Annotated in this window: 23 protein-coding genes; 17 read left to right on the top strand and 6 right to left on the bottom strand. The window is 62.9% G+C overall.

What is annotated here, in order from left to right; translation table 11 throughout:
* Positions 1–5 precede the first annotated feature (5 nt).
* From GGR40_RS01805 to GGR40_RS01795, 3 genes are read left to right on the top strand one after another with little or no spacing between them, the layout of a single operon-like run.
* Positions 6–1,205, top strand: a complete 1,200-nt coding sequence (locus tag GGR40_RS01805) for a hypothetical protein (RefSeq protein ID WP_429274484.1) — start codon at positions 6–8, stop codon at positions 1,203–1,205.
* Between the two features lie 50 nt (positions 1,206–1,255).
* Positions 1,256–2,044, top strand: a complete 789-nt coding sequence (locus GGR40_RS01800) for a hypothetical protein (protein WP_429274483.1) — start codon at positions 1,256–1,258, stop codon at positions 2,042–2,044.
* Between the two features lie 29 nt (positions 2,045–2,073).
* Complete coding sequence (locus GGR40_RS01795) at positions 2,074–2,199, top strand: hypothetical protein (RefSeq protein WP_429274482.1); 126 nt, start codon at positions 2,074–2,076, stop codon at positions 2,197–2,199.
* Positions 2,200–2,430: 231 nt separating this feature from the next.
* On the opposite strand, the gene GGR40_RS01790 is transcribed toward GGR40_RS01795, so the two are convergent.
* Positions 2,431–3,294: a DUF3800 domain-containing protein gene (locus GGR40_RS01790; protein WP_429274481.1), complete on the bottom strand. Its 864-nt coding sequence runs from the start codon at positions 3,292–3,294 to the stop codon at positions 2,431–2,433.
* A gap of 195 nt (positions 3,295–3,489) precedes the next feature.
* On the opposite strand from GGR40_RS01790, the gene GGR40_RS01785 reads away from it, so the two are divergent.
* The 11 genes from GGR40_RS01785 to GGR40_RS01735 all read left to right on the top strand — a co-directional run bounded on the left by GGR40_RS01785 (position 3,490) and on the right by GGR40_RS01735 (position 16,729).
* Positions 3,490–4,173 (top strand): hypothetical protein, encoded by a 684-nt coding sequence (locus GGR40_RS01785; RefSeq protein ID WP_429274480.1) that lies wholly within the window; start codon positions 3,490–3,492, stop codon positions 4,171–4,173.
* Position 4,174: 1 nt separating this feature from the next.
* Complete coding sequence (locus tag GGR40_RS01780) at positions 4,175–8,821, top strand: phage tail length tape measure family protein (RefSeq protein WP_429274479.1); 4,647 nt, start codon at positions 4,175–4,177, stop codon at positions 8,819–8,821.
* Positions 8,821–11,169, top strand: a complete 2,349-nt coding sequence (locus tag GGR40_RS01775) for a hypothetical protein (RefSeq protein ID WP_429274478.1) — start codon at positions 8,821–8,823, stop codon at positions 11,167–11,169. The genes GGR40_RS01780 and GGR40_RS01775 overlap by 1 nt, the downstream gene beginning before the upstream one ends.
* Positions 11,166–11,729 (top strand): hypothetical protein, encoded by a 564-nt coding sequence (locus GGR40_RS01770; RefSeq protein ID WP_429274477.1) that lies wholly within the window; start codon positions 11,166–11,168, stop codon positions 11,727–11,729. The genes GGR40_RS01775 and GGR40_RS01770 overlap by 4 nt, the downstream gene beginning before the upstream one ends.
* Positions 11,730–11,739: 10 nt before the next feature.
* Positions 11,740–12,159: a hypothetical protein gene (locus GGR40_RS01765; RefSeq protein ID WP_429274476.1), complete on the top strand. Its 420-nt coding sequence runs from the start codon at positions 11,740–11,742 to the stop codon at positions 12,157–12,159.
* Entirely contained in the window at positions 12,159–13,961 is a 1,803-nt protein-coding gene (locus tag GGR40_RS01760) for a hypothetical protein (RefSeq protein ID WP_429274475.1), read from the top strand. Before GGR40_RS01765 ends, GGR40_RS01760 begins: the two co-directional genes overlap by 1 nt.
* A 17-nt stretch (positions 13,962–13,978) precedes the next feature.
* Positions 13,979–14,917 carry a hypothetical protein gene (locus GGR40_RS01755; protein WP_429274474.1) on the top strand — a complete coding sequence of 313 codons (939 nt, stop codon included), beginning with the start codon at positions 13,979–13,981 and terminating at the stop codon, positions 14,915–14,917.
* Between the two features lie 113 nt (positions 14,918–15,030).
* Positions 15,031–15,414: a hypothetical protein gene (locus tag GGR40_RS01750; protein ID WP_429274473.1), complete on the top strand. Its 384-nt coding sequence runs from the start codon at positions 15,031–15,033 to the stop codon at positions 15,412–15,414.
* A gap of 58 nt (positions 15,415–15,472) precedes the next feature.
* Positions 15,473–15,937: a M15 family metallopeptidase domain-containing protein gene (locus tag GGR40_RS01745; protein WP_429274472.1), complete on the top strand. Its 465-nt coding sequence runs from the start codon at positions 15,473–15,475 to the stop codon at positions 15,935–15,937.
* Entirely contained in the window at positions 15,912–16,268 is a 357-nt protein-coding gene (locus GGR40_RS01740) for a hypothetical protein (protein WP_429275231.1), read from the top strand. Before GGR40_RS01745 ends, GGR40_RS01740 begins: the two co-directional genes overlap by 26 nt.
* Positions 16,265–16,729 (top strand): hypothetical protein, encoded by a 465-nt coding sequence (locus tag GGR40_RS01735; RefSeq protein WP_429274471.1) that lies wholly within the window; start codon positions 16,265–16,267, stop codon positions 16,727–16,729. The genes GGR40_RS01740 and GGR40_RS01735 overlap by 4 nt, the downstream gene beginning before the upstream one ends.
* A gap of 24 nt (positions 16,730–16,753) precedes the next feature.
* Here GGR40_RS01735 and GGR40_RS01730 read toward each other — a convergent pair whose 3' ends face one another.
* Positions 16,754–17,836 (bottom strand): acyltransferase family protein, encoded by a 1,083-nt coding sequence (locus tag GGR40_RS01730; protein WP_429274470.1) that lies wholly within the window; start codon positions 17,834–17,836, stop codon positions 16,754–16,756.
* 113 nt (positions 17,837–17,949) lie between these two features.
* Here GGR40_RS01730 and GGR40_RS01725 point away from each other — a divergent pair, with 113 nt between their 5' ends.
* The 3 genes from GGR40_RS01725 (at position 17,950) to GGR40_RS01715 (ending at position 20,226) form a co-directional block, all read left to right on the top strand.
* Entirely contained in the window at positions 17,950–18,219 is a 270-nt protein-coding gene (locus tag GGR40_RS01725) for a hypothetical protein (RefSeq protein ID WP_429274469.1), read from the top strand.
* Between the two features lie 834 nt (positions 18,220–19,053).
* Entirely contained in the window at positions 19,054–19,425 is a 372-nt protein-coding gene (locus tag GGR40_RS01720) for a hypothetical protein (RefSeq protein ID WP_429274468.1), read from the top strand.
* A 3-nt stretch (positions 19,426–19,428) separates the two neighbouring features.
* The gene (locus GGR40_RS01715; protein WP_429274467.1) at positions 19,429–20,226 is read left to right on the top strand and encodes a hypothetical protein; all 798 of its coding nucleotides are present in this window, start codon (positions 19,429–19,431) and stop codon (positions 20,224–20,226) included.
* A 78-nt stretch (positions 20,227–20,304) separates the two neighbouring features.
* On the opposite strand, the gene GGR40_RS01710 is transcribed toward GGR40_RS01715, so the two are convergent.
* The 4 genes from GGR40_RS01710 to GGR40_RS01695 all read right to left on the bottom strand — a co-directional run bounded on the left by GGR40_RS01710 (position 20,305) and on the right by GGR40_RS01695 (position 22,484).
* A complete protein-coding gene (locus tag GGR40_RS01710; RefSeq protein ID WP_429274466.1) occupies positions 20,305–20,595 on the bottom strand; it encodes a hypothetical protein in 291 nt (96 codons plus the stop codon).
* A gap of 583 nt (positions 20,596–21,178) precedes the next feature.
* Positions 21,179–21,466 (bottom strand): hypothetical protein, encoded by a 288-nt coding sequence (locus GGR40_RS01705; RefSeq protein ID WP_429274465.1) that lies wholly within the window; start codon positions 21,464–21,466, stop codon positions 21,179–21,181.
* Entirely contained in the window at positions 21,439–21,810 is a 372-nt protein-coding gene (locus tag GGR40_RS01700) for a hypothetical protein (protein ID WP_429274464.1), read from the bottom strand. Before GGR40_RS01700 ends, GGR40_RS01705 begins: the two co-directional genes overlap by 28 nt.
* Positions 21,807–22,484, bottom strand: a complete 678-nt coding sequence (locus tag GGR40_RS01695) for an ATP-dependent DNA ligase (protein WP_429274463.1) — start codon at positions 22,482–22,484, stop codon at positions 21,807–21,809. Before GGR40_RS01695 ends, GGR40_RS01700 begins: the two co-directional genes overlap by 4 nt.
* Between the last annotated feature and the right edge of the window lie 393 nt (positions 22,485–22,877).

Genomic DNA, 22,877 nt, shown 5'->3' with positions numbered 1-22,877 from the left:
CCATCATGGCTCGCAAGACCAATAAGACCGCGCTTGCGGTCAAGATGCAGGCGGCGCAGGGCGTATTCAGCGCGCCCAGCGCCCTCACCGACATGATCGCCATCTCGAACCTGCAGTTTTCGATCGCAGGCGTGACAGTGCAGAATGCCGAGTACACCGGCACCATCCACAAGAACGGCGATGACGTAGCCGGCAAGACCGTCTCAGGATCGTTCAACATCTACCTACGCCCGCCGGGCGGTGCCGACGTTCCCGCCGCCGACGGCTATATCCCGGGCCGCTTCCTCAAGGCCGCGAAGTTCTCCGAGGTGCGGACCACCGCCGCCATCCCCGCCGCCCCCGCCGCCCTGGGCGTCGGATCGGACAACACCCACGCCGTGCTCGGCGCGGGGGCCGGATCGTCCGACGACCTCTACAAGGGCATGGCGCTAGTCCTCTCCGACATTGCCGCCACCCCCTATGACCGCGTCACCGCAGTGCGCCGCTACGCCGGCGCAGCGAAGAGCGCCGAGCTGATGGAGGTGCTGCCGGCGGCGCCCGCCGCCAACTATCAGGTGCCGAAGCAGCTCTCCTTCCAGCGCGACATGACTGAGGCGGACGCACCGTTCCTGTCGACCAGCCTGTGGATCGATGGCATCCGCTACGACCTCGTCGACTTCGCCGTGTCTGGCCTGCGCTGGAACGTGCCGGTCAGCACCCGCGACAGCGCCTCGCAGCCCATGTTCGAAGTCAGCTTCACCGCGACGATCAGTGCCTACGTCGATCAGCCAACCCCGACCGTCCCCGCGCTGGGCGCCGTCCCGCTGTTCAAGGACGGCAAGTTCTGGGTCGCCGGCAAGGCCGTGGGCGGTTCCAGCCTGACGATCGACTTCGGGCTGCGCACCGCCTACCCGCCCGATCCGAACTACACCGATGGCTCCGGCCCAGGCGAACTGGTGGAGAGTCGGACGACCATCAACATGGACCGTCAGGCCTATCTCAAGGCGCAGTTCGACACGTTGGCGATGGCCGACGCGCAAACCCAGCAGCCGGTCTTTGCCCAGTGGGGCTACACCGGCGGCAAGATGGCCCAGATCGTGGTCCCGGATGCCCGGTTCAACTACCAGTCGCCCAACCTGGGTCAGGACTTCGTCACCGAGCAGGGTGACATGTGGGTGGACGTGTTCAGCCGCAACGTCTGCATCAACTTCCCCTACCTGGCCTGATCCCCCGGCCCTGAGGGGCCACCAGCCACCCCAATCAAGGTCGCCACCCCATGACCACTTACCCGCTTGAAGCCGGTGAGGCAGAGCCGTTCGTGCCCGCCTCGCTGGAACACCTCACCAATCCCCCGACCTTCTTCCTGCGCTGGGGAACCCCGCGCGAGAAGGAGCAGCAGCGCCGCGTCATGGACGAGGAAGGCGCCGTGACCTACGCGAGCGAGACCATGCGCGCGGAGATCCTGCGCGGCATGCGCGAACTGCTCGGCCCCGAAGACTTTGACCTCTGGCAACCTCAGGTAAAGGGTTGGTGGGACGCCGTCGACGCATACGAAGCCGAGAACAAGGACGTGCCGGTGGCCGAACGCGATCCGCTGGTCTACGAGGACCAGGACGTCGTCAGCGAGGTGCTCGAGCAGATCGCACGGGACTGGCGGCCCTACCGCCTGATGCAGGCCGACAACAACGAGTACCAGCGCAAGCTCCACCACGCCATCAACTCGGCTATCGTTGTCAGCTTCGACAACCTCGACACCGCCGTCATCAAGCGCGGTCGCTATCTCACTTTCGATTGCCTGCTGAACGTCGCGGATCGCCTGGACAAGTACGGGGCGAAGCATGCCCCCGGCTCAGCCCTGCGCCCCTCGCAGGAACTGAGCATCGAGTGCATGAAGCGCCTCTTCCTCGACAAGGCATCGGAGGGAAACTCCGACTCGCCTGTGCCATCCGAAGCGACCCCGGATACTTCGAAGACTGGCACGGGCGAAAAGAATGGGAAGTTGACGGGGTCGGCACGTTCACGGAAAACCCCCGCGCGCTCGTCAGCCAAGCAGAGTGGTCGCTGATCGCGATGTACCGGCGCTGTGACATGGGAATGGCCGGGCGGGTGTGGCCGGATGGCCGCGCCTACCTCGACCAGCCCATGATCCTCATCGAAGCGTTCGACGCGATCGCGCTCGGCCTCCACGACTTCGATCCTACTCTCAGCAGGAAATCTTAGGAGCCATTGCTTCCCTGCGAATATCGAAAGGATTCAATTCCAAGGACTTAGCCTTAAGCTTCTGGAATCCTTGGCGTCTTCTTGACTTATCCACAGCAGGCCGATAGTGTCAGCGTCGGTAGGCAACGCTGGATAAGCCTCGCCGCTTGAGGAAAGAACAAGCGGCATCTTGCATGACGGTTGCCCTAAGGATGGTATCCTGAAAGCATGCAAGGTTCGGGTGCCAGGGGCCTACCACCTAGCGAAATCATACCCATAGAATTCGAAAATCTTCTTCTGATCATCGGTTAGGTTTGCTCGCCATGCTGGGGTGGGAAAAAGCGCAACGCCAAAGTCGCGGTGCATTCCGGCTTCCTTCGGCAGGATAGGAAACAACGTCTTGGCGGGATTTAGGTCCCAGACGCCGGGCCCACCACAATCGATCGCCTGATAGAACGCGCTTGCGACATAATCCGCCAATTGAAGACCGGCGCGTTCCTGATGAGGGAAAGCAGCCATCAAGTCCCAATCCAGCATCGACATCACTGGCTCACGTTTTTTGAGATATATCTGGCCGCCTTGCTGCTGCTGACCCAGATAATACTGGTATGCTGCAGTTTGGCTATATCTTATCCCGCCGCGCTCAGAGAACTCTATCTTGATCAAAGTATGCTTGCCATGATCTTTCTCTGTTCGTGCAGCACAGAAAGCTGTCACCCTTTCAAGCAGTAGTCGTATACAGAAGTTGTAGTACCATTGTTGCGATGGAATTTTGGATGCTCTCGCATTCTGATACCCCCGCATGTTTTTCTTATTGGAGCAGATCACAAACGCGCGTATTGGCAGCGCCGCTATCTGCTCTCCGGCCGCGATTTTGCGTGTCGGCGAGAGTGTTCGGTAGTGAAGGTCTCGACGCTGGCGCACTCCGAGGTTGGAGATAATATTCTCGGTCCAACCCAAAACATGCGGTTCGCGCTTCGCCTGCATGACAACTGCGCTCAAGACCAGCCACTCGCTTGCGCCGTTTTCGTCTATCGGACGAACGCGTTTAAGCCCGGGGTCACCAGCTTCATCGATGTAAGCGATGTAGCCATATTCTTTATCACTGGATGACATCCGCCGATTTGGAACAGCCGAATGGCGCTCGAGTCAACTTGATGTTTTGTAATGCCGGTCTCGGAATGATGCACCGCCCGTAATCCTGGGGGTACTGAGAGATCGCAATGAGGGGCTGAGAGGCCCCTTTTCTTTTTGGAGCAACGGATTTGAAAAGCTGTGTTCACGGCTGACTTTCGCACGCCCTCGCGCGGCATGGTCGCCGACTATCGCCGCCACGCCATCCAGACCTTCGAGCGCGCCGCGGTGCGTACCGTCGATCAGCTGGCGAGGCGCGGTAAGGCCGCCATCCGCGACCGCTTCGCCTCCGCAAGTCTTGGCCGCCTCGGCAACGCCATTGATGCGCGCGGTGAGGACGAGGTGAAGCGGTACGGCGGCGAGCGCTTCTCGGTGTCAGCTCAGTTCTTCATCCGGTCGCGCGCGGAGCGCACACTGGGCGCGATCGCCTCCTACACCGATGGCGCCGACATCATGCCCCGGCGCGGGCGGTGGCTCTGGATTCCTACCGACCAGATCCGCCGCCTCGCCGGGAGCAATTTAAAGGGTCAGGGGCAACGCATGACCCCGGCCCTGTGGCGCGAGCGCGGGTTCGACAGCAAGATCGGCCCGCTCGTCCTGATCCGGTCGGTCAACGGCTACCCGCTCCTGATCGTGCGCAACGTCGGCGTCGACCTCTCCGGCCGCAAGCGCAGCGCCAAGTCGCTCACCAAGAAGGGAATGCCCCGCAAGGGTCAGGTCCAGAAGGATATGGTCGTGGCCTTCATCGGCATTCCCCACACCTCCCGCGCCGCGCGCGTGAATGTGACCGAACTCCTCACCTCCCTCCGCGCCCAGCTGCCGGAGACTTTCGCAACCAACCTCGCAAAGGAGCAGCGCTGACATGGCATCGAATGCGCCGACGCAGCTGCCCGCCTACATCGCGCTGCGCTATGAAGAGAACGGTGTTTTCGACAAGTTCGAAAGTCGTGTCGCCCATGCCAGCGAGATGGCGCAACGCCGCCTCAAGAATGCGTTCAGCGAAGTCGAAACCTCCGTCACTGGATCACTCGGCCGGATCGGTTCGCAGGCGGGCAAGCTAGACCTCGGCTTGGGTGACATGCGCCAGCAGGCGGCCGACATCCGTCTCTACCGCGATGCCTTAGACGAAGTGGCCAGCGTCGCGACAAAGCTCGCACGAGAGACCGAAGACACTTCTGTCCGCACCCGCGAATACCTCAAGGCGCTTGCAACGCAGCGGGACGAGGCCACTCGGGCATTGTCTGTCGCTGACGCCCAGATCACAACTTACACTCGGCTGCAGGGCGCGCTGGACGCCGCCGCCAGCGCAACGGGCCGACTGGCGCATTCCCAGCGCGAGCAGTACGCCGAAGCCGCCCGCGCTGCTCAGCAAGAGGTCACGGCACGGTCGGTCCAGAGCGGCTATGCATCCTCCTTCGGCTACGACCGTAGCGCGACCAGCGGCGGCGCCGGCTACTCCGCACTGGCAGAGCGCGAAGCTCTGGACGAACTCCGCCGCGCCGAGCTTGGGCTGGTGGAGAGCAACCGCCTCCTTCAGGCCACCCACGCGAACACCGCCCTCGCCTTTGACCATACCACGAAGAGCGCGCGGGACAGCGCACAGGCCTTCATCGAAGCGGAACGGGCACAGGAAGCGCTGGCGCAGGAAGCGAATTCCCTCCGGCTAGCCATGGACCCGGCGCTGGCAGTGCAGCAGCGGTTCGACGCTGAGATGGATCGCGCCGAGCGGCTGTTCCAGCAGGGCGCTATCGGGGCCCGTGAATATGGGCAGGCTCAGGAATTCGCGCGCCAGAACCTGAGCGAGGGCTATCAAGCCCTGTTTCGGCTCAACGAAGCGCACCAGCTGACCACCGTATCGAGCCGACGCTTCAACCAGGCGATGCTGCAGAGCGGTCAGCAGATGCAGGACTTCGCCATTCAGGTCTACTCGGGCCAGAGCGCGGCTGTCGCGGCGGCGCAGCAGCTGCCCCAGCTGGCGTTTGCCCTGTCCGGTCTGGAAGGCAGCACGAACAAGACCTACGACCGGATCGGACGTTTCGCCACGTTCCTGTCTGGCCCGTGGGGCTTGGCGGTCGGCCTCGCTGTCGGCGCGCTGGGCACTCTGGCCTACGAGTTCCTCAACGCAGGGGACAAGGCCGAAGAGGCCACGACCAAGACCTACGACTTCTCGCGCAGCATCGATGTGCTCGGCATGAGCGCCAAGAGCACCGCCGATGCGATGCAGCAGCTGGCTGATGCCACCAAATCCGCCATCGCGGAGCAGGGAAGTTACCTCAATCAGCAAGCAGCAACCGCAAACGACGCAGTAGCCAAGATCGAAGCTCGGATCGCGGAACGGCGCAAGGAGATGGACAAACTGCGCGCCGATGCTTCGACGCGCACCATCACCGAATCTCTCACGCTGGATGCCGGCGATTTCTGGAAGGCGAACCGCCTAAAGCAACTTCAGACAGACGACGCCGCCGACAGACGTGCGCTCGAAAGCGCTCGCCAAGCGGCATCGAATGCCGACATTGCCTTGTCTCAGCAGAGGGTCACTGCAGCGATGGACGCCGGAGCTGCTGCGACCATCGCGTACAATAATGCCGTGGCTGACCTCAACAGGCAGCGCGAGCAGTCGCTCAAGCTTGATCTCGATGACGACCCGCTGGGTTCCGGCTCTCTTAGCGAACAGCAGTATCGCAAGCGGCTTACGGAACTTCGGGAAACCCGCGACGCCGCGATCAAAGCTGCGCAGGAAGCGAAGCGCCAAGGGGATCAGGTCACAAAGCAGTTCGGGCGCGAGATCAACCTCGACGCTGCGAAGTCGATCGCCGCAACCGCCGGCTTCCGCGTGACCAGCGGCCTGCGCAGCCGTGCCGAGCAACAGCGTCTCTACGACACCGTCCGCACGCCGACGAACCCTGTCGCCGTGCCGGGCACCAGCGCACACGAGCGCGGCAATGCCCTCGACATCGCCTTCGGCAACGGTGTTTCGGAGGCCTTGATCAAGAAGGCCTACGCCGACGCCGGCGTTCGCTTGACCAAGCTGCTCAAGGAAGACGGCCACTTCCACATCGAGTGGAGCACCAAGGGCGCGGACAAGGCGGTGCGCGAAGCAGAGCAGCTGGCGCGTGCGCAGGAGCAGCTCGAGCAGTTCGGCCAGCGCAGCGCCGAGAGCATCGCCCGGATCAACGAGCGGTTCGGTGAGCAGCCGCGCCTGATCTCACAAGCTGATCAGGCCACGCGCCAGCTCGACGACGTCATAGCCGACCTCGAGAAGCGTCAGCCCCCCGGCTTCAAGCAGATGATTGAGGATGCGCGCGCGGCGAAGGACACCGTCGAGCAGGCTCTGGTCATTCCGTTCAAGCGCATGACCGAGGATTCGCAGCGTCGCTTGCAGATCCAGTCAGCGCTTGCCACTGGGCGGCAGGACGAGGCGGCGGCTCTGCAGGAGATCTTCCGCCTCGAGGATCAGATCGGCGACCTCACCAACGATCAGAAGGATGCGGTCCGGGCCGTCGTTCAAGAGGAACAGCGCCGGACCCGCGAACTGGAACGTCAGCGCGCGCTTTTCGAAGCCCAGCTCGACGTGCTCGACCAAGCGCGTGACAGCCTGACAGCCCTCCTCTCCGGTCGCTCTTCGAACTTCTTCAAGGACGTCGGGCAAAGCCTGAAGGACCTGCAAGGCAAGCGCCTGTTCGACGGCCTGTTCGGCGACATGTTCCAGCAGATCGAGGACGAGCTGCGCGGCCAGTCGCCGCTTGGACGCGAAAGCAAGCGATTCGCGGATGAGTTGAGCGTAGCCACCGAAGCGGTGAAGAAGTTCTCGGGCGGCATCACAGCGACCAACGACAACGGCCTAGTCACGACCAGCTCTGCTGATCCGGCGTTTCAGCGCGCTGTTGCCTCGCTCTTCTCTGGGCAGTCCGTAGGCTGGCACGGTGGCCTCAACCCCCCGGGAGCGATGTCGGCCGCCGGAACCGAAGGTGGCGACATCATCGTCACTGCCCGCAAGCCGACTGAAATCTCGCGCAGGTCTGTCATGGATCTGGCTTATGAGATCGGCGGAGCAACCGCCGCCCCCATCACGGAAGTGATGAAGGATCTGCTCGGCACCAAGCTTGGATCAATGCTTGGGGGCGTGTTGCAGGGCGTGATCGCAGGGAAGCTGACAGGTGGGACCACCGGCGGTATTCTCGGTGGCCTGAAAGGCATTGTCGACGGGACCGACATATTCGGCGGTGCATCGGGCGGCGTCTCGGCTGCACTGGGCGGAGCCATGAAGGGCGCCTCCACCGGGACCATGGCTTCCGGCATCATGAAGTCTCTGGGCCTGAAGACCAGCACGACCGGCGCGCAGATCGGCGGCGCCATCGGCAGCTTCATCCCCATCCCCGGCGGGGAGATCATCGGCTCCATAGCCGGCGGTATTCTGGGCGGCCTCTTCAAAAAGACCAAGAAAGGCTATGCCGACAACATCTACCTGAGCGCAGGAGGTGATGCGTCCTATTCGCTCGTGGGGAACTCTGGATCGCGCCGCGACGCCGCGGGCAAAGCCGCCGACGGTTTGGGTACCGCGCTCGACGCGATAGCGGACCAGCTGGGAGGCGGCCTCAACACCCGGCTCAATCTCGGTTCGCTGGGGATGCGGAAGGACAAGTACACCTTCGATCCGACGCCGGGCAACAAGGCGGGCCGCCAGACCTACGACAGCCAGGAAGAAGCAATCCGTGCGGCGATGGAGTACGCCATCGACCGCGGCGTCATCACGGGCATTCGCGCATCGACCCAGCGCCTTCTCCAAGCGGGCGACGACCTCGACGCCGCCCTTCAGGATGCTCTCGACTGGGAGAGCGCGTTCAAGGAGCTGAAGAGATACAAAGACCCGCTCGGCGCAGCGCTCGACGATCTCGACAAGGAGTTCGAGAAGCTCATCGACCTCGGCAAGGCGGGCAGCGCGTCGGCGGAGGAAATGGCGCAGCTCGAAGAACTGTACGGCCTCAAGCGCAACGAGATCATCAAGGAGCAGACGGAAACGCTGGTAGGGTCGCTCAAGTCGCTCCTGTCCGATCTCACCACCGGCGACAACGGCCTGTCGCTGCGCGATCGCCGTACTGCGGCGCTGACCGAGTATGACGCCCTCTCGGCGCGGGTGAAGGCTGGTGATTCCACCGCCTATGACGACTACACCAATGCCGCGCAGACCCTCCTTGGGATCGAGCGCGATCTGTACGGCTCACAGCAGGAATACTTCGACCGCCTCAACCAGGTGATCGATCTCACGAAAACCCGAATCGATGCTGAAACGAGCGTGGTCAGCATCAATGAGAACCGCGACAGCCCGTTCGACAACACCGGGGCCGTGAACAAGTCCATCCAGAGCCAAACCGACATGCTGCAATCCCAGTTCACGGCGCTCAACGACAATCAAGGGACGATCATCTCGTTGCTCGGACAGATCGCGTCGACCGGCTCGAAGGGTTCCAGCACCGCCTTCCAGCGCCTCTTCTTCCCCGGTTCCTACTGATGCTCGCCTGCTTGGTGACCCTGCGCCCGCTCCTGAGCGGATCGGACAGACGCGCCACGATAAACCTGTGCTCGGTCGCCGACCGCCGTGTCACAGCTCTGGGCGGCACGGCTTGGGAGCCTTGCATCACGCAGGCACCCGCGATCGGCATGCAGTTCTGGAACGGGGACTTCGAGCAAGGCACCGAGGCAGGCAAGGCAGACTTCACCTTCGACCTCGAACAGGCGCGCAAGGCCCATCCTGCCGTTATCAACGCGGTCTGGCAGGGCGCCCTTGTCGAAGTTGCCGTGGGGCGGGTCGGTGCCCCGGCGCCATGGAAGACGCGCTTCAAGGGGCGGGTGACGAGCTACGCCGGGACCGAGTACCCGGCGATGAAGATCACGGCGTCGATCGACACCGAGCCGTTCGACGTTGACGTCCTTGGCGCCACCTATGCAGGTACCACCGGCATTGAGGGCGGCGCCGATCTGAAGGACAAGGTCAAGCCGCTTGCGCTGGGCCGCCCGCGCAATGTCGAACCCGTCCTGATCAACGCCGTCGACTCGGTCTACCAGTTTAGCGCGTATGGCCCTATCGAGGCGGTCGAGACGCTGTTCGAGCGGGCCAGCGCTTTCCCGGCCGCCAGTGCCGACTACCCCAACTATGCCGCGCTGGTCGCTGCCACCATCGCGCCCGGCCACTGGGCGACCTGCTTGGCGCAGGGTCTGATCCGCCTCGGCGCGCCGGCGGCGGGCGTCATCACCGGCGACATCCGCGGCCATGTCGTCGGTACAGCGGCCCCGGTCGGCGCCGGGGCGATCGTCAAGCTCCTGGCGAAACTGTGCGGCGTAGATTCTGCGCTGGTGTCGCGTACCCGGCTGGATGCCCTCGACGCAGAGGGCGCGACGGCCAGCGACGTCATGGTCACCGAACAGGTCAGCTTCCTTGAAGCGGCACGCCGGCTCATCCTGCCCTGCAACTGGCAGGTCGTGATTTCGAACACGGGCGTGCTGCTGCCGATGCGGACCGCCATCGCGCAGGACGTTGCCCTTGTCCTCCACACCGGTGGCCGCCGCGAGCCGCTGTGCGGTGCCGCAACCGAAGAGGCGGTGAGCGTCCCGTACAAGAAGACGGTCATGGCGGCGGCGCGCTCCTGGCGCGTCCACAGCTTCGACGAGATCGCAACCTCCGCCGAGCTGATCGACCGCGGGGCCTACGATCCGGCGACGACCTACCGCGAGGGCAACATCGTCTCGATGCCCGACGGCTCGAAGTGGGAATACGTCTCGACCAATCCGCAGGCAGGCGTGACCCCGGGCACGAACCCGGCGGTGTGGGCCTTCATGAGCGGCCCCATCGCCGCCAGCTACTACGCCCAGCTGTCGAACGAAAGCCACACCGTTGCGGCCACCTCGGACGGGACCGTGCCCAGCTTCGCCGGTGCCGGGGGCGTCTACCGTGTAACCGGCGCGGACGGTGCGCCCGTCTCGGGCTTCACCTTCTCCGTCGAAAGCGAGACCGGGGTCGACGTCAGTATCGATCCCGCGACCGGCGTCTACGAGGTGACCGGCATGTCGGCGAACACCGGAACCGCGACCTTGCGCGCCACCAAGGACACGATCACCTTCGATCGCGTCTACTCCATCGCCAAGGCTATCGCCGGGCAGTCGGCCATGAACGCCTCCGCCCTGCCCGCCGCCGTGACTGTGGCCTCGACCTACAACGGCACGCCGAAGAACGGCGTGCCGGGCTTCACCGTGAAGTGCTTCCTGGGCGAGGTAGATGTGACCCTAGACGCCTTGGGGGCGGTGACCTCGTCCGGCCTCACCGGCGTGACGCATACAGGCGGCGGCGTCTTCACCGTATCAGGCATGTCGGCAGATACGGGGTGGGTCGAGATCCAGTTCAGCTTCGGCGGTGCTGGAACGGTGCTGCGGGTACCGTACACCAAAGCCAAGGACGGGGCTCCGTTCGTGACCGGTCGCGCCGGCATCGTCACGCCCGGCGCTACAACCTTCGGAGAGGTCGCACGCGTCACACTGCAGATGGGCCCCAACGGCCAGGTCACCGCCGACGCTAACGGATCGTTTTCCAAGTCCGGCGGCGGTAGCCTGAGTGTCGACGGCTACTTCGAGGTCAGTCTGAGCGGCGGCAGCAGCTGGGTCACTTTGCCAGGGACGTTCACCGCCGAAGCCGCAGTCGGTGGTGCCGACACTGGGTCGTACGAGGGCAGCGCCGGCAGCTCCGGGTCCGCGCTGGGATTGACGACATCGCAGGCAGTGGCCGTTCGCCTAATGATGCGTCGAGTCGGGGCCACCTTCTTCGGGTTCGAAGGTCAGATGGCGGCCCAGTGGGCGGGCGCGGCATGAGGAAGCTGATCCTGCGGCCAGATCTGCGCACCCTGCAGGTGGTCAGCGCAGAAGTGCTGACGCACACCGACGTCACAGGCTGCAAGGTGGTCGAGGTCGCCGACGATTTCGACCCTGCGACCGCCTTGGTGAACTGGACGTCCCTGACAATTGGGGTCGACCTCACCATCATAGATACCCGGCTGGCCGGATCGGTGAAGCGAGAAGCGGAACGGCGCAAGATGCAGACCTTCTCGGCCGGCAACGCCAAAGCCCAGGAGTACGTGCAGAAGGGCAAGGAAGCCGCAGCTTCCGCCACCCTGACCGCCGCCGTGCTCAACGCCCTGAGCGTCACGAACGCAGCGGCACAGTACCCGATGGCCCACGCCGAACGGACGATCACAGGCGAGACGCTCTCGGCTGTCCTCGCCCGCTACCGGGCCAGCAAGGCTGCGTCCGATGCGGAGCTGGCACGGCTCTCCGCGATCGAATGGAAGGCCGTGCAGACAATCAAGGCGGCGACGACGCCGGCGGCGAAGCAAGCCGCGTTCTCGTCGATCAACTGGAACCAGACCGTCTGAAGGGGCGACCATGGCAGCGTTCAACTACCCGATCGATCATTACAGCAGGCACGTACAGTGGGGCGGTGCCGTGGGCGACGCCGACGTCATCCTTTTCGGCCCCGACTATAGCGGCACCGCATTCGTGCTGACGCTTGCCGCCGCGCCGGGTAGCGCCGCGCTCAAGACGCTCACCAATGCTGCCGCCGGCGCCGAGGGTGTGTCCGCGACGTTCGAGAACCCGTTCACCCACCCCGTCACCGGTGAGGTCGGAAGCGCGACGATCATCCGCCCCCAGATCAATGAAGCGACCTTCGAGGGCTTGGCGTGGGGCGCTGACGTGACGGCTCCGCTCGAGCTTTACTACGACCTGCTGATGACGCCCGTCAGCGCGCCGCAACGCGCCGTCTGCTTCGGGACCTTTACCCTCCACCCGGGGATCGGCGACTGATGGGCGTGGTCATCATAGACGGGCGGAGGAATCCACCGACGATCTACGAGAACGTTGATGTCGCATTAGCCCGCCAGTATCGCGATCAGGCGCGCGAGGCGGGCGAAAACGCCGGATCTGAGGCGGCGGCTGTAGTTGGTCCGCTTGTGGGTCAGGCACAAGCGGCTGCTACCATTGCCACGAACGCAGCTGCGGACACAAAAGCCCTTGTTATTGAAGCTAGAGCACCCGCGTTCACGTTCGGCGGCGGGCTGGCCGTCGTAGACCGGAATGGGTTGGGGTTCCTCGTGTCCCCCCCCGGCGGTGGACCAGCAGCCGGAGCCGGACTAAGCTATGCACCGGCCTTCACGTTTGGCTCTGGTGCAGCGATAACGGACCAGAATGGATACGGCACGATCTTGGGCGCCGCATCTTCGCAGCCCTCAGCCGTTCCTCCATTTATCGCGCATGATATTGGCGCATACCCCACACGGGACGCAGCCCTCACAAGCACTGCGGGCATCGCGAGGCTCTCGTATAATGAAGGCGATAACGCAGGAACCCAGCTGAACGCCGCGGGAACCCTCGTTCGCTGGGCGAAGACGTTGGCTGGCGTATCGTCCATCCAGACGGTCGAACTCCCTCTCGCACCGGCTCCGGTGGCGTCAGGAGTGGTGGAGATCAGCCACATCTTGGGCATAGGCCAGTCGCTCGGACGTGGAGAAAACGGCGGCACGCCCGATCCGGACGGGATAATCGACACGACAAGCCATCTGATGATGTTCGCCAGCGGAGTGAACGCCATCTCAAATAGCGCGAGCGCGACCAGCACCGCGTTCGGCCCGATGGTTCAACTGCAGTCTGGCGGACAGGATCGCGGCCTCTGGCCTCGGGCCGGGAACCGTTTGCGCCTTGCTCTTGGCGCCACCAAGGCCGCGCTCATGTCGTCTTTCGCCATCGGCGGCGCAGCTTACGGCTCCCTGAAAAAAGACACTGCACCATACAATCGAAGCCTTCGCGGCATAATGCAGGCCCAATTCCTTGGGGTCTTGGCCCGAGTTCCTGTCAAGCTCCGAGCCACGGTTTGCGTTCATGGAGAAACGGACAGGACAGCCAGCAAGGCAACCTACCGCGCGTGGCTCATTACCTGGCAAAATGACTACCAAACGGATGCTCGCGCCATCCGAAATGAGCCGACACTCATTTTGCCGATGGTTATCAGCCAAGTATCAAGTTGGACGAGCTACGCGGACGCCACCACCGGAGTGCCGCTCGCGCAGTTGCAGGTGGCCCTTGAGTTCCCGGCGCTCTTCTTCCTTGCAGGCCCGAAGTATCACCTGCCCTATTCTGACATTCGACACCTGACCGGCGCGGGTTACGCCCAGCACGGAGAGGAGATTGGTCGAGCGCTGGTGGCGATCGCAAATGGCGGAACTTGGGATGGTGCATTCCTGCCGCTCTACCCAGCATCGGCTTCTCGCTCAGGCACCGTTGTCACTGTCGCCACCGCAGGAGGCGTCGGAGATCTTGTCATCGACACCACTGTCGTATCGGACCCCGGGAATTACGGCATCAGCTACCGCGACACTTCTGGAAATCCGATCGCCGTTTCTGGTGTGACTGTGTCCGGCAGCACTGTCCAGTTCACCATCGCTTCCCCCGCCCCGGGTTTCGCGGAGTTTGGTCTCAGGGCTCCGTCAGGCAGTGGCGGTGGTCCGACGACCGGCCCCCGCACCTGCATCCACGACAGCTCCGCAGACACTTACGCCAATGGCTCCCGCATGTGGAAATGGATGGTTCACAGCGAAGTCGCAGTATCCTGAACGAAGAGGAATCAGACATGCCAGGCCGCATTATCAAGATGTCGGAGTTCAGCTACCCGACGGTCAATGGACTGACCAAGTTCCCTGTCGATGCCTTCAACACCAGCTTAGCTGCCATGGCTACGACCCTCGGATTGACCCACATTTTTGACCCGGCCTATCTGGTCGATGGTGTCGCCAACGATCTTGAGACGACCGGGAAAATGACTGCCTCCTCGGTCGCGGCGATTACCGGTGGGGACGGCGCATTCAATGCGACGATCGCAAGTGGTTCCACGACGCTGACCGTGACTGCCGTGACCAACGGGAACCTCGCGGTAGGTCAGCCGGTGGTAGCACCCGGCCTAGCGGCAGGTTCGTACATTGCTGCTCTCGGCACTGGTACCGGGGGAACAGGGACATACACGCTTTCCGCAAGTGCGACGGCCTCCGCCAGCAATGTGCCGATGACCGCTCCTGCGATGGCTCAGTTCACGGTCGCCGGCAATTCCGGCATCGTTGCTGACTTCGCGAAAACGGAGACAAGTTTCTCGGTGCTCTCAGTCATCCATCAGACGGCCGCAGATCTCTCGGTGGCTGGCAACAAGGCCTTCGTGGGAGCAAACCAAGCTGCGTTTTTCATGCTGACCAACGGCAATAACTTCCAGTTTTCGGTCGCTGGAACCGCAGGCGCATACACCGTGGGCGCCGGCACATTTCTATCGCTGCTGTCATACAACGACGCGACCAAGGCTGTCAGTCTTCACAACGCGCAAGGCACCGGCATCGGCAGTCTTACTGCTTCCGCCACTCCCGCAAATGGCGGGCTTTGGAGGATAGGGAATCTCGATACGGTGAGGCCATTCCAGGGCAGGATTGGCAACGTCATAATTTTCAACAAAGCTCTCGGGCTTCCCGCGAATGCTGACGCGCGCAATGCTCTACTGGCCCTTGCTCGAGCGAAGTACGGGCTTTGATGGCGGGAACCATCAATAAGGCCGCAGTGTCTGCGCTTCGTGTCACCCACCGGACCGAGCCGATATGACCCCCGCCATCGCAGAATACTGGGCTGACATCTGGCGCTTTGCTCATGTCTGACCTCGCGCACATGGAGCAAGCCAAGCTGCTCGCTCAGCAGGCCGCAACCATAGCGCTGGGCGAGGTAGCCCCGCAAATCGCTCAACTCGAGCGCGCCGTCGCCCGGCTCAATGGCGCAGTCCCGGAGCCTGACGACGAGATGAAGAGCCCAGTGTTGAAGTGGGTCGCGGGAATTGTCGCAGGCGTGATCGCGTTCCTCATCACCGGAGCTCTTGCCTGGGTGGCGTCGTCGGTGACCGAAATGAAGGAGACGCTTGCCCGCATGGACGAGCGACAGAAGGCGCAGAGTGAAGTCCTCGACAGCCGCTTCACCGACTTCGACCGCCGTATCACGCGGCTAGAGCGGTACCACCAGTCGGAGGGCGGCGGGTCCTGAGATCCGATCGCGCCAAACCCAAGCGGTCTGAAAGCCGCACTTACTGAAAGGAATACTCATGACCTATATCCTGGGCCAGCGCTCGCTGGCGCAGCTCGCTGGCGTGCGCCCGAAGCTCGTCTCCGTAGTGAAGCGCGCAATCGCCCTCACCTCGCAGGACTTCACGGTCCAAGAAGGCCTGCGGTCCACCGAAACGCAGCGCCTTTATGTGAAGCGCGGCGTCTCGAAGACCATGAACTCGAAGCACCTGAAGCAGCCTGACGGCTACGGCCACGCCGTAGACCTGGTGCCGTGGATCAACGGCCAGCCTCGCTGGGAGTGGCCACTGATCTGGGCAATCGCTCAGGCCGTCGATCAGGCGAGCGAAGAGCTGGGCGTCAAAGTGATCTGGGGCGCCGTCTGGGATCGGCGAATGGATCAATACGGCGGTGGGGCCGCGGAGCTGAAGGCCGAAGTCGAGGCGTACAAGAAACGCCACCCCGGCCCGGACTTCCTTGATGGCCCCCATTACCAGCTGGCCTGACGGCATGAGCAGCAGGTGCGACAGGGACGGCGACCGCAACGTCCTCAAGCTGATCGGCGGGGGCATCATCCTGATCATTCTGAGCATCATCGCGGCGTTGGCCCTGCATGAGCCGATGCCGGATTACGCCGAGTCGGTGTTTGGCGCGATCATTGGCGGCGCCGTGGTGAAGCTCTCCGACGTCCTCGCAGCGCTGGTGTCGCTGTCGGGCGGCAGGGAGCGGGAGAAGCTTACCGATCAGCTCTCGCAGTCGGCCCCCGCCAGCACGCCGCAGCCTGTCGAGGTTGTGAACCATGCCGACAACCCTGTGCCGGTGGAGGGCAAGCCATGATCGAAGCATTCTTCCTCACGCTTGCGGGTCGATTGGTGCAGGAGCGATTCCGCAAGGCTGTAGCATATGCCCTGCTGGGCGTCGCGGTGATCCTAGTCGTGGGCACCCTTCTTAGCGCCGGGCGATGGGCTTGGAATACTTGGCTCGATAACGAGCGCGCAAACGCGGTCCAGGCCGAGCAGGTGAAGCAGCAGGTCGCGACGGCCGACGCGCGCGGGCGCAGCGCCGAGGAGCGCGCCGACGACGCCATCCACGAGATGATCGCCAGCCAAACGCGCGAGGAGGAGATAGCCAAAGCGGCGGCGTCGGAGCAGGCGAAGCAGCCTAAGCAGCGCGCCACGCTCCCGCCGACCACAATCGCGCTCAACTGCCAGAGGCTGCGCCAAGCCTATAGCTCTGCCGAACTGGCTAAGATGTCCGAGTACCAGCGAGTGTGCGCGCCTATGGCCCGGACCATGTAGGTGTTGGAAGGGCGACCTCGCTCATCAGCGTCCCCACAGTGCCTTACCTACAGCCGGGGACCGCCGGGTGAGGGCAATCACGGCCATAATCAAGCTCAAGCACACTATGCATGCGGCAACCGCCACCGCCAGTCGTGCGCCCAGCGCCGCTGCATCCTGCCCCAGAAACGATTTGGTCAATCTAGGTGCTTCGGCGAAAAAGATGCTCTGCACCAGGTAGATCTCCATTGTGACCACGCCGATCCGTTGGAGCACCCGCCCGGGCGAGGTGTTCACCACGAGCCGGGCGATCCAGTCGATGCCGATGGCGGAGCAGGCAGTGGCGCATGCCGATCCCGCAAGCATCAGGCCGATCGCGCCAGGCAGGGCCACCGTCTGCAGGTGGTTGTTGTAGATGTAGGTGTCGAACGTCCAGTATCGATAGGCGAAGGCCGTGCCCACCGCCCCCACCGCGAAGATCACTGCCCTGTTGGCACTGGCGAATGCCGCAAGGCCGGGCTGCGTTCGAAACAGGCGTCCGGCCACGAAGTAGGGGAAGATGAAGCCAAACTTGGCGATGCTGTCCGACCCAGTGCCCTGCAACAACAGCATCAGGAATATCGCCGCGTAGCCGAGCCGCGGCCGGCGCAGTATGCTCTCGCACAGCCAACAGGCCGCTAGCGAGAAGAAGATCGCCCAGATGAACCAGTAGCGACCTATAACCCCCTTTGCGATGTTTACTGGCGCCCGGCTCAGGTCTGCGGTGATCGCGGCATGGATCACATAGGCGATCAGGACCCAAACGATCATGGGCAAGATCAGCGAGAACAATCGGTTTCTGACGTCATTCTGGCCCACCGGGCGACCGGGAGAGAAGTACCCGCTATAGGCCGCAAACAAAGGCATGTGGAACATGTAGATGAGCTTGAATACCGGGTCGGCCCAGAACTGCCCGCTGCTCGAGTAAGAGAAATACTGTATGGAGTGGCCAAACAGTACCAGGATGATCAGCATCCCCTTGCTCGCATCCAGATGCAGCAGACGAGTGCGCGGCTTCTTCGCTGGCTCTTGCATCACGGCAGCAGGCTTGGCGCTTGCTCCGCCCAAGGGCGTATCGGCAGTGGTCATCGTTTTCCCCGGTCACACGTATTCAACTGGCCGGCACGCATAACCCCAGGCGCGCGCCGGAGCTATAGGCCGCATCGGCCGCGCGAACACCTAATCCTATCGGGAGCAGTAAAGTGAAGATAATTGCCGGCCTCGCGGCCATCATGCTGTGTCTGCCTGGTGCGATGTGTCAAACAGGCAGCGGCTATCCAGATTCGAAGGACATCGCAGCGATCACGGAAGCAAAACCGAGACCTGGCCCGGAGACCCTGACGGATCCGATAGCAAACGATCGGTACAACAGCTCATTGGAAGGCTGGGGCGACCGACTGCATGCCGCGGGAATGCGGTTGTGCCGCTTCTACAAGCGAAGCGGGTTGCCGAAGGCCGATTGCGGCAAATGAGCTCCGGGCGGTCTATGCTGCAAGTACTTGGTGCAAATGCTGCCCGGCCCATTAGGCAACCTCAAGCGGCATTAAGCTATTAGTCGAACTTGCTTGGGCGTGACGGTTCATCGCCACCAGCATGCCCAAACCTCAATTCGTCGAGCGTCATCCGACGCCATTTGCCGCGGCTGACGCGCTTGATGCGGCTACCGCAGTGCCGGCAGCGGATGCAATATCTCACGCCATCCCAATCCAGAGATGGCCGAGGCACATGTCGATTTAATACGCAAAGAAGACGTCTAGGAACCACTGCGCCCTCCTGGCTAAATGTGTTTTCTGCCCCTTGGCCGAACGGGATTCGCTTTCACATATTTACGTTGGCATTGAGTGAATCGAGGCTGGATAACTGAATCCTTTTCGTCGTAACATTCGAATGCAGCGTTCTGATTAGCGCGTCCAACGTCATCAAAGCTCCGGGGCGGGACCTGATAACAAACCTTCTTGATCAAAAGTGGGTAAGCGCCAGTTGCAGCATTTAGCTCACGCAGGGCTGGCTCCGACACGCCCAGCCCATAACTCCTAGCCCTTACGCCACACGCCTTTTCGGACACGGTACATCGAACACCCGCAGCTTTCGCAGGTCGTTGCGTATCGCAGGCCGTCCCACTTTACGCGAGTTCTATCCGGCGAATGCTTCCCCAGGAAGCAGACCGTGCGAACTAACAAATTTACCATCTGCGACCTCCGTGCCGTCATCTTCCGAGATCGGCGCAGCACCCTCCTTACACCAGATCGTGCAATTACAGAATTGTAATACTGCACTGCAGCAATCTAACTTTGGGACAGCAAATCATGACCGCCACCCCCGCCCGGATCGGGTTCGTGATCGAGCCCTATCGCCGTGCCGTGACCGAAACGCTTGCCGTCACCGCGCGTCACGGCAACCTCGCCCGCGAGACCGCGGATCCGCTTGAATCCTACTTTGCTACGGTCCTGGATGCGCAGGAACGTGCCGATCAGCGCCAAGACCTGCTCTCCCCCGACCGCCGACGGTTCAGCATGGCCATCCTCGACGTCGATACGGCGCTGGACCTGCTCGACAGCGAGGAGATCGTCACCGCACGCCTGATTGATCCCGAGCGCGGCATCGATGGGCGCTATATCATCACCGATGTGGTCGTGGACACCGAAGCGAACGTCGCCACAGCAAAGGTCTGGGGGTAAGGCATGGCCGAGATCAAGAAGCCCATATTCGTAGACCCGGTTCCGCTGGGCACCGTGGCGGTCAGCTCGGCACAGGCGGGGCATGCCGCCTCCGCGCTCGGCCGTCTCGAGACGATGGGGCTGACCTGGCGCAGCTCGGGCACCGGCGCAATCTGGGCGCGCGGTATGTTTGAGGAGGAGAAGGCGATCGACTTCCTAGCCATCATCTCGGCCAACGCCCAGCCCGGGACTACGTATCGGCTGCGGCTGGGGGCGACCCAGGCAGAGGTCGACGGCGCGGCCCCGTATGACAGTGGTGCCCTACCCTTCATCTCACCAGCGATTACGCGCGATGACGGCCTCTATCATAGCTTCCTCCGCCTGGCCGCGCCGGTCAGCACGCTTTTCTGGCGGATCGATGTCGAGGGCCACACCGGCGCGTTCGAGGCGGGTGGCATCGTCATGGGCGAGGCCATTGAGCCGGCCCGCTTCTACGATCGGGATTTCGAGCGCGGGATCGAACCGCTGGGCGGGGTCGACATCAACCGCTTCGGAGTGCCCAGCACCACCCTCGGCGTCACGCTGCGCACGCTGCTGTTCACGTTGTCCTGGCTGGGCGAGGCCGAGTACGAGGAAACCTTCGCGCCTCTGACCTACAGGCTGGGAACATCGCTGCCGCTCTACTGCTGCTTCGATCCGGGGGAGACGCCGTGGCGGCAGAACCGGACCTATCTCGGCTTCCTAGGGCGCGCGCCGTTCGCGCGCGGCAGTGCGAAGCCTCGGACGATGGCGATGGAGTTGCAAATCAGGTCGCTGATCTGATCACAAGCAACGCGTCGGCAGGACAAATGAAAATGCCCCCAGCGCATGCTGAGGGCCTGACCTTAGAAACTTTCGAGCTTAGTCTTCGCCGTTGTCCTTGACGCCAACGGTGGGAACGTCGACTTCGGTCTTCTTAGTGCCGACCACGACTTCCTTGGAATCGACATCGACCTTCGGCAGGTCTCCACCCTTCACGCTCACCTCCGGCAGATCGCCGCCGGACACGTCAGCCTTCCAAAAACCGGTTGCGAACAAGAGGGCGACAATTGCCAGCACTATCAGCGCGATAATCGCGATCGTACGGCCAGCATTACTGCGCTTCTCTACGACTACTCGATTTCCGTAAGCGTCTTCACGAACTTCTGCCATGGTACCTCTCCTGAACTGGATCGGAATCTTGAACAGAATTGTTTTGCGCCAGTTCCAGATGAGAAGCATTCTCATTGCCCGTTGAGGACTGCTAGACCCCAGGTTGCACAACGGGGGCTGCATCGGAAAGCACGGGCGACGCTTTCACCTGCTGCCCGGGCCTTAGAGGTCCTGCCGGGCTGCCTCAAGACACGACAACAAGAATGCTGTTGAAGGAAGTGATCGGCCGCGACGATCCCCTGCAAGTCGCCGCGTCCGATGCGCGCTAGACGCGGGATGGGTCGCGGTGACTATGCACTTCTGCACGTAGGCTCCTCTTCTTCGATGAATCGAAGAACATCATTCGGTTGCAGCTCGGCGCCATGGGGTGGCCGCCGGGGCGGGCGCGGCGGCAATCTCTTACCGTCGCGCCCGCTTACCGCCGAAGACTGCCCGTGGCCGACAGCTACCGACATGATGGGCGCCCCCTTCGCGCCCAGCGACACCATGATGGACCAACGCGGCCCAGATGACATTGGTAGTTCTCAGGGGGCATAGTGCGATCGCGCTTGGCTCCGTCATCGCCGCTTTATTGCCTGTTCAGTCAGTTTCCCTGCAGTGCCGCGTCGACCATCAGTTCCCAAGCGTCGGCCAGATCCAACGCGCTTAACGAATGGCCCCGGTCATCTGACAGGAGCTTGTCGCCAGCCTTCGCCATTGCCATCGTTGGAGTACGGATTGCTTCCAACGCGGCGCGGGCTCTGGGGATAAAGTTCTCCCACATCGGCTTGCCCTCGAAATGCGTGTTCTCCGGTAGACCGTCAGCGGTGCAGAGTGCCCGCGCCATACGCTCGAGCGCAGGTTTTACTGCACGTGGATGTGAAGGCGCCATTTGAGCTGATCCTTTACCATTTCCCGGGCACGACTGTCCCAGTCGAAGAAGTCCATCACGGCACAGCGCATTTCGGTCTCATCGCCGGGGTCAACGATCGCCGCGCGCGTTTCCTCGTCGGTGATCGAGATCGGGATGAGCGCCCTGCCCTTCGTCTCCCAGATCTCCAATCGCATCTCCCGGCCGCCACGGATCTCAAATTCTGCCTTTGCAATCAACGCGCCGGTGAACTTGATCGTCGGCCCGCGCCGCTGCCTGATGCTCTTCTGCTGCATTTCCACGGTCGTCGCGTTCCTCGGTTTCCCCCGGTGGGGTGCCTCATTCGAGGCGATAAGCATCATCATGCGGCCCGCCTGGGCATCGCCCACTTGGACCAGTTTTCCAACTTCACCTTGAGCCAGGCTGGCCCGCGTTTGCGCCGGTAGGGGGCTTCGGGATCCTTGAGCATCAGCCCCTCTCCCCCATCGGCCCACACCCGCTGCACCATGTCCTCGACGTCCGATTCGGTGAAGGCCCATTCGTCGGCCACGACCTGCACCGCTTCCGGATCGTCGCCGCCCCGGCTTCCCGGCCGCCAGTCCCAGGATAGCGCCGGATCATCCCGTACCGCGCCCGCCAGCTGCTGCAGCCAGGCCTTGCGCTCGTGTAGCGGCTTGTCCGATCCGCCTGCGCGCCACTCCTGCTCCGTCAGCACGTCGAAAAGGTAGAGGCGGCCCCTACCCCCTCCCCTGCGCCAGCCGCTTTCGAACCAGTGCTTCGTTGCGTTCAGCGTCTCGTCGACCACAACTTCGCCGTCGAGGAAGAGCGGCACGCCCGCGACCCGTTCGAACAGGTCGAGCTGGTACGCGATATGGTCGGCACCGTTGAGCGGCTGGCCGTTGCGGGACCAGAGTCGAGGCTTGCGGTCGATGCCGCGGAAGCGGAGCGCGCGCCACCCGTCCCACTTCCGCTCTACCATAAGACCTCCGGTGGGCGTGGTGCCGTCCCAGTCGCCGGCGAGCTGACACAGACTGCTCATGCGGCAATACCCGGGCACACCACTCGTCGCGTACGCGAGGCAGAAGAACGGCGGCCCCCTCGCCCCCCATTGCTCTCCCTGTGGATAACGCGCATCCTCGATCCAAGGGGCGAATACGAGGAACCGATTCTCTGGAGGGGGAACGACCTATGAACCACCATCACATGCACGTTTCCGCGGAATGCTCGTGCGGGCACAAGTTCGACATCGACGATGAGCTTTGCGCCGGTGGAGTGAGCTTCTTTGCCTGCCCAAGCTGCGGCACAAGGGGTTCGGTGAATGAAGAGCAGGTGGCCCGCCTTACCCCGAACACGGCAGTATCCGTCCCTGCGATGACAATCCAATAGCAGGCGGTCCGACCGCTCTGCCGATAGGGCATCAAGGAAGGGGCTG

Origin of the sequence: Novosphingobium gossypii, from assembly GCF_050433305.1 — a bacterium.
In the GTDB taxonomy this organism is placed as follows: Bacteria; Pseudomonadota; Alphaproteobacteria; order Sphingomonadales; family Sphingomonadaceae; genus Novosphingobium; species Novosphingobium gossypii.
The sequence above is the reverse complement of the archived record's forward strand: the minus strand, read 5'-3'. Positions and strand labels throughout refer to the sequence as shown.

Coding starts and splice junctions, on each gene's coding strand:
- GGR40_RS01790 (WP_429274481.1), bottom strand. CDS start 3,294: ATGTCATCCAGTGATAAAGAATATGGCTACATCGCTTACATCGATGAA.
- GGR40_RS01710 (WP_429274466.1), bottom strand. CDS start 20,595: ATGGCAGAAGTTCGTGAAGACGCTTACGGAAATCGAGTAGTCGTAGAG.
- GGR40_RS01735 (WP_429274471.1), top strand. CDS start 16,265: ATGATCGAAGCATTCTTCCTCACGCTTGCGGGTCGATTGGTGCAGGAG.
- GGR40_RS01705 (WP_429274465.1), bottom strand. CDS start 21,466: ATGGCGCCTTCACATCCACGTGCAGTAAAACCTGCGCTCGAGCGTATG.
- GGR40_RS01745 (WP_429274472.1), top strand. CDS start 15,473: ATGACCTATATCCTGGGCCAGCGCTCGCTGGCGCAGCTCGCTGGCGTG.
- GGR40_RS01770 (WP_429274477.1), top strand. CDS start 11,166: ATGAGGAAGCTGATCCTGCGGCCAGATCTGCGCACCCTGCAGGTGGTC.
- GGR40_RS01700 (WP_429274464.1), bottom strand. CDS start 21,810: ATGATGATGCTTATCGCCTCGAATGAGGCACCCCACCGGGGGAAACCG.
- GGR40_RS01800 (WP_429274483.1), top strand. CDS start 1,256: ATGACCACTTACCCGCTTGAAGCCGGTGAGGCAGAGCCGTTCGTGCCC.
- GGR40_RS01785 (WP_429274480.1), top strand. CDS start 3,490: ATGGTCGCCGACTATCGCCGCCACGCCATCCAGACCTTCGAGCGCGCC.
- GGR40_RS01720 (WP_429274468.1), top strand. CDS start 19,054: ATGACCGCCACCCCCGCCCGGATCGGGTTCGTGATCGAGCCCTATCGC.
- GGR40_RS01765 (WP_429274476.1), top strand. CDS start 11,740: ATGGCAGCGTTCAACTACCCGATCGATCATTACAGCAGGCACGTACAG.
- GGR40_RS01795 (WP_429274482.1), top strand. CDS start 2,074: ATGGCCGGGCGGGTGTGGCCGGATGGCCGCGCCTACCTCGACCAGCCC.
- GGR40_RS01760 (WP_429274475.1), top strand. CDS start 12,159: ATGGGCGTGGTCATCATAGACGGGCGGAGGAATCCACCGACGATCTAC.
- GGR40_RS01805 (WP_429274484.1), top strand. CDS start 6: ATGGCTCGCAAGACCAATAAGACCGCGCTTGCGGTCAAGATGCAGGCG.
- GGR40_RS01740 (WP_429275231.1), top strand. CDS start 15,912: ATGGCCCCCATTACCAGCTGGCCTGACGGCATGAGCAGCAGGTGCGAC.
- GGR40_RS01730 (WP_429274470.1), bottom strand. CDS start 17,836: ATGACCACTGCCGATACGCCCTTGGGCGGAGCAAGCGCCAAGCCTGCT.
- GGR40_RS01780 (WP_429274479.1), top strand. CDS start 4,175: ATGGCATCGAATGCGCCGACGCAGCTGCCCGCCTACATCGCGCTGCGC.
- GGR40_RS01750 (WP_429274473.1), top strand. CDS start 15,031: ATGTCTGACCTCGCGCACATGGAGCAAGCCAAGCTGCTCGCTCAGCAG.
- GGR40_RS01715 (WP_429274467.1), top strand. CDS start 19,429: ATGGCCGAGATCAAGAAGCCCATATTCGTAGACCCGGTTCCGCTGGGC.
- GGR40_RS01695 (WP_429274463.1), bottom strand. CDS start 22,484: ATGAGCAGTCTGTGTCAGCTCGCCGGCGACTGGGACGGCACCACGCCC.
- GGR40_RS01775 (WP_429274478.1), top strand. CDS start 8,821: ATGCTCGCCTGCTTGGTGACCCTGCGCCCGCTCCTGAGCGGATCGGAC.
- GGR40_RS01755 (WP_429274474.1), top strand. CDS start 13,979: ATGCCAGGCCGCATTATCAAGATGTCGGAGTTCAGCTACCCGACGGTC.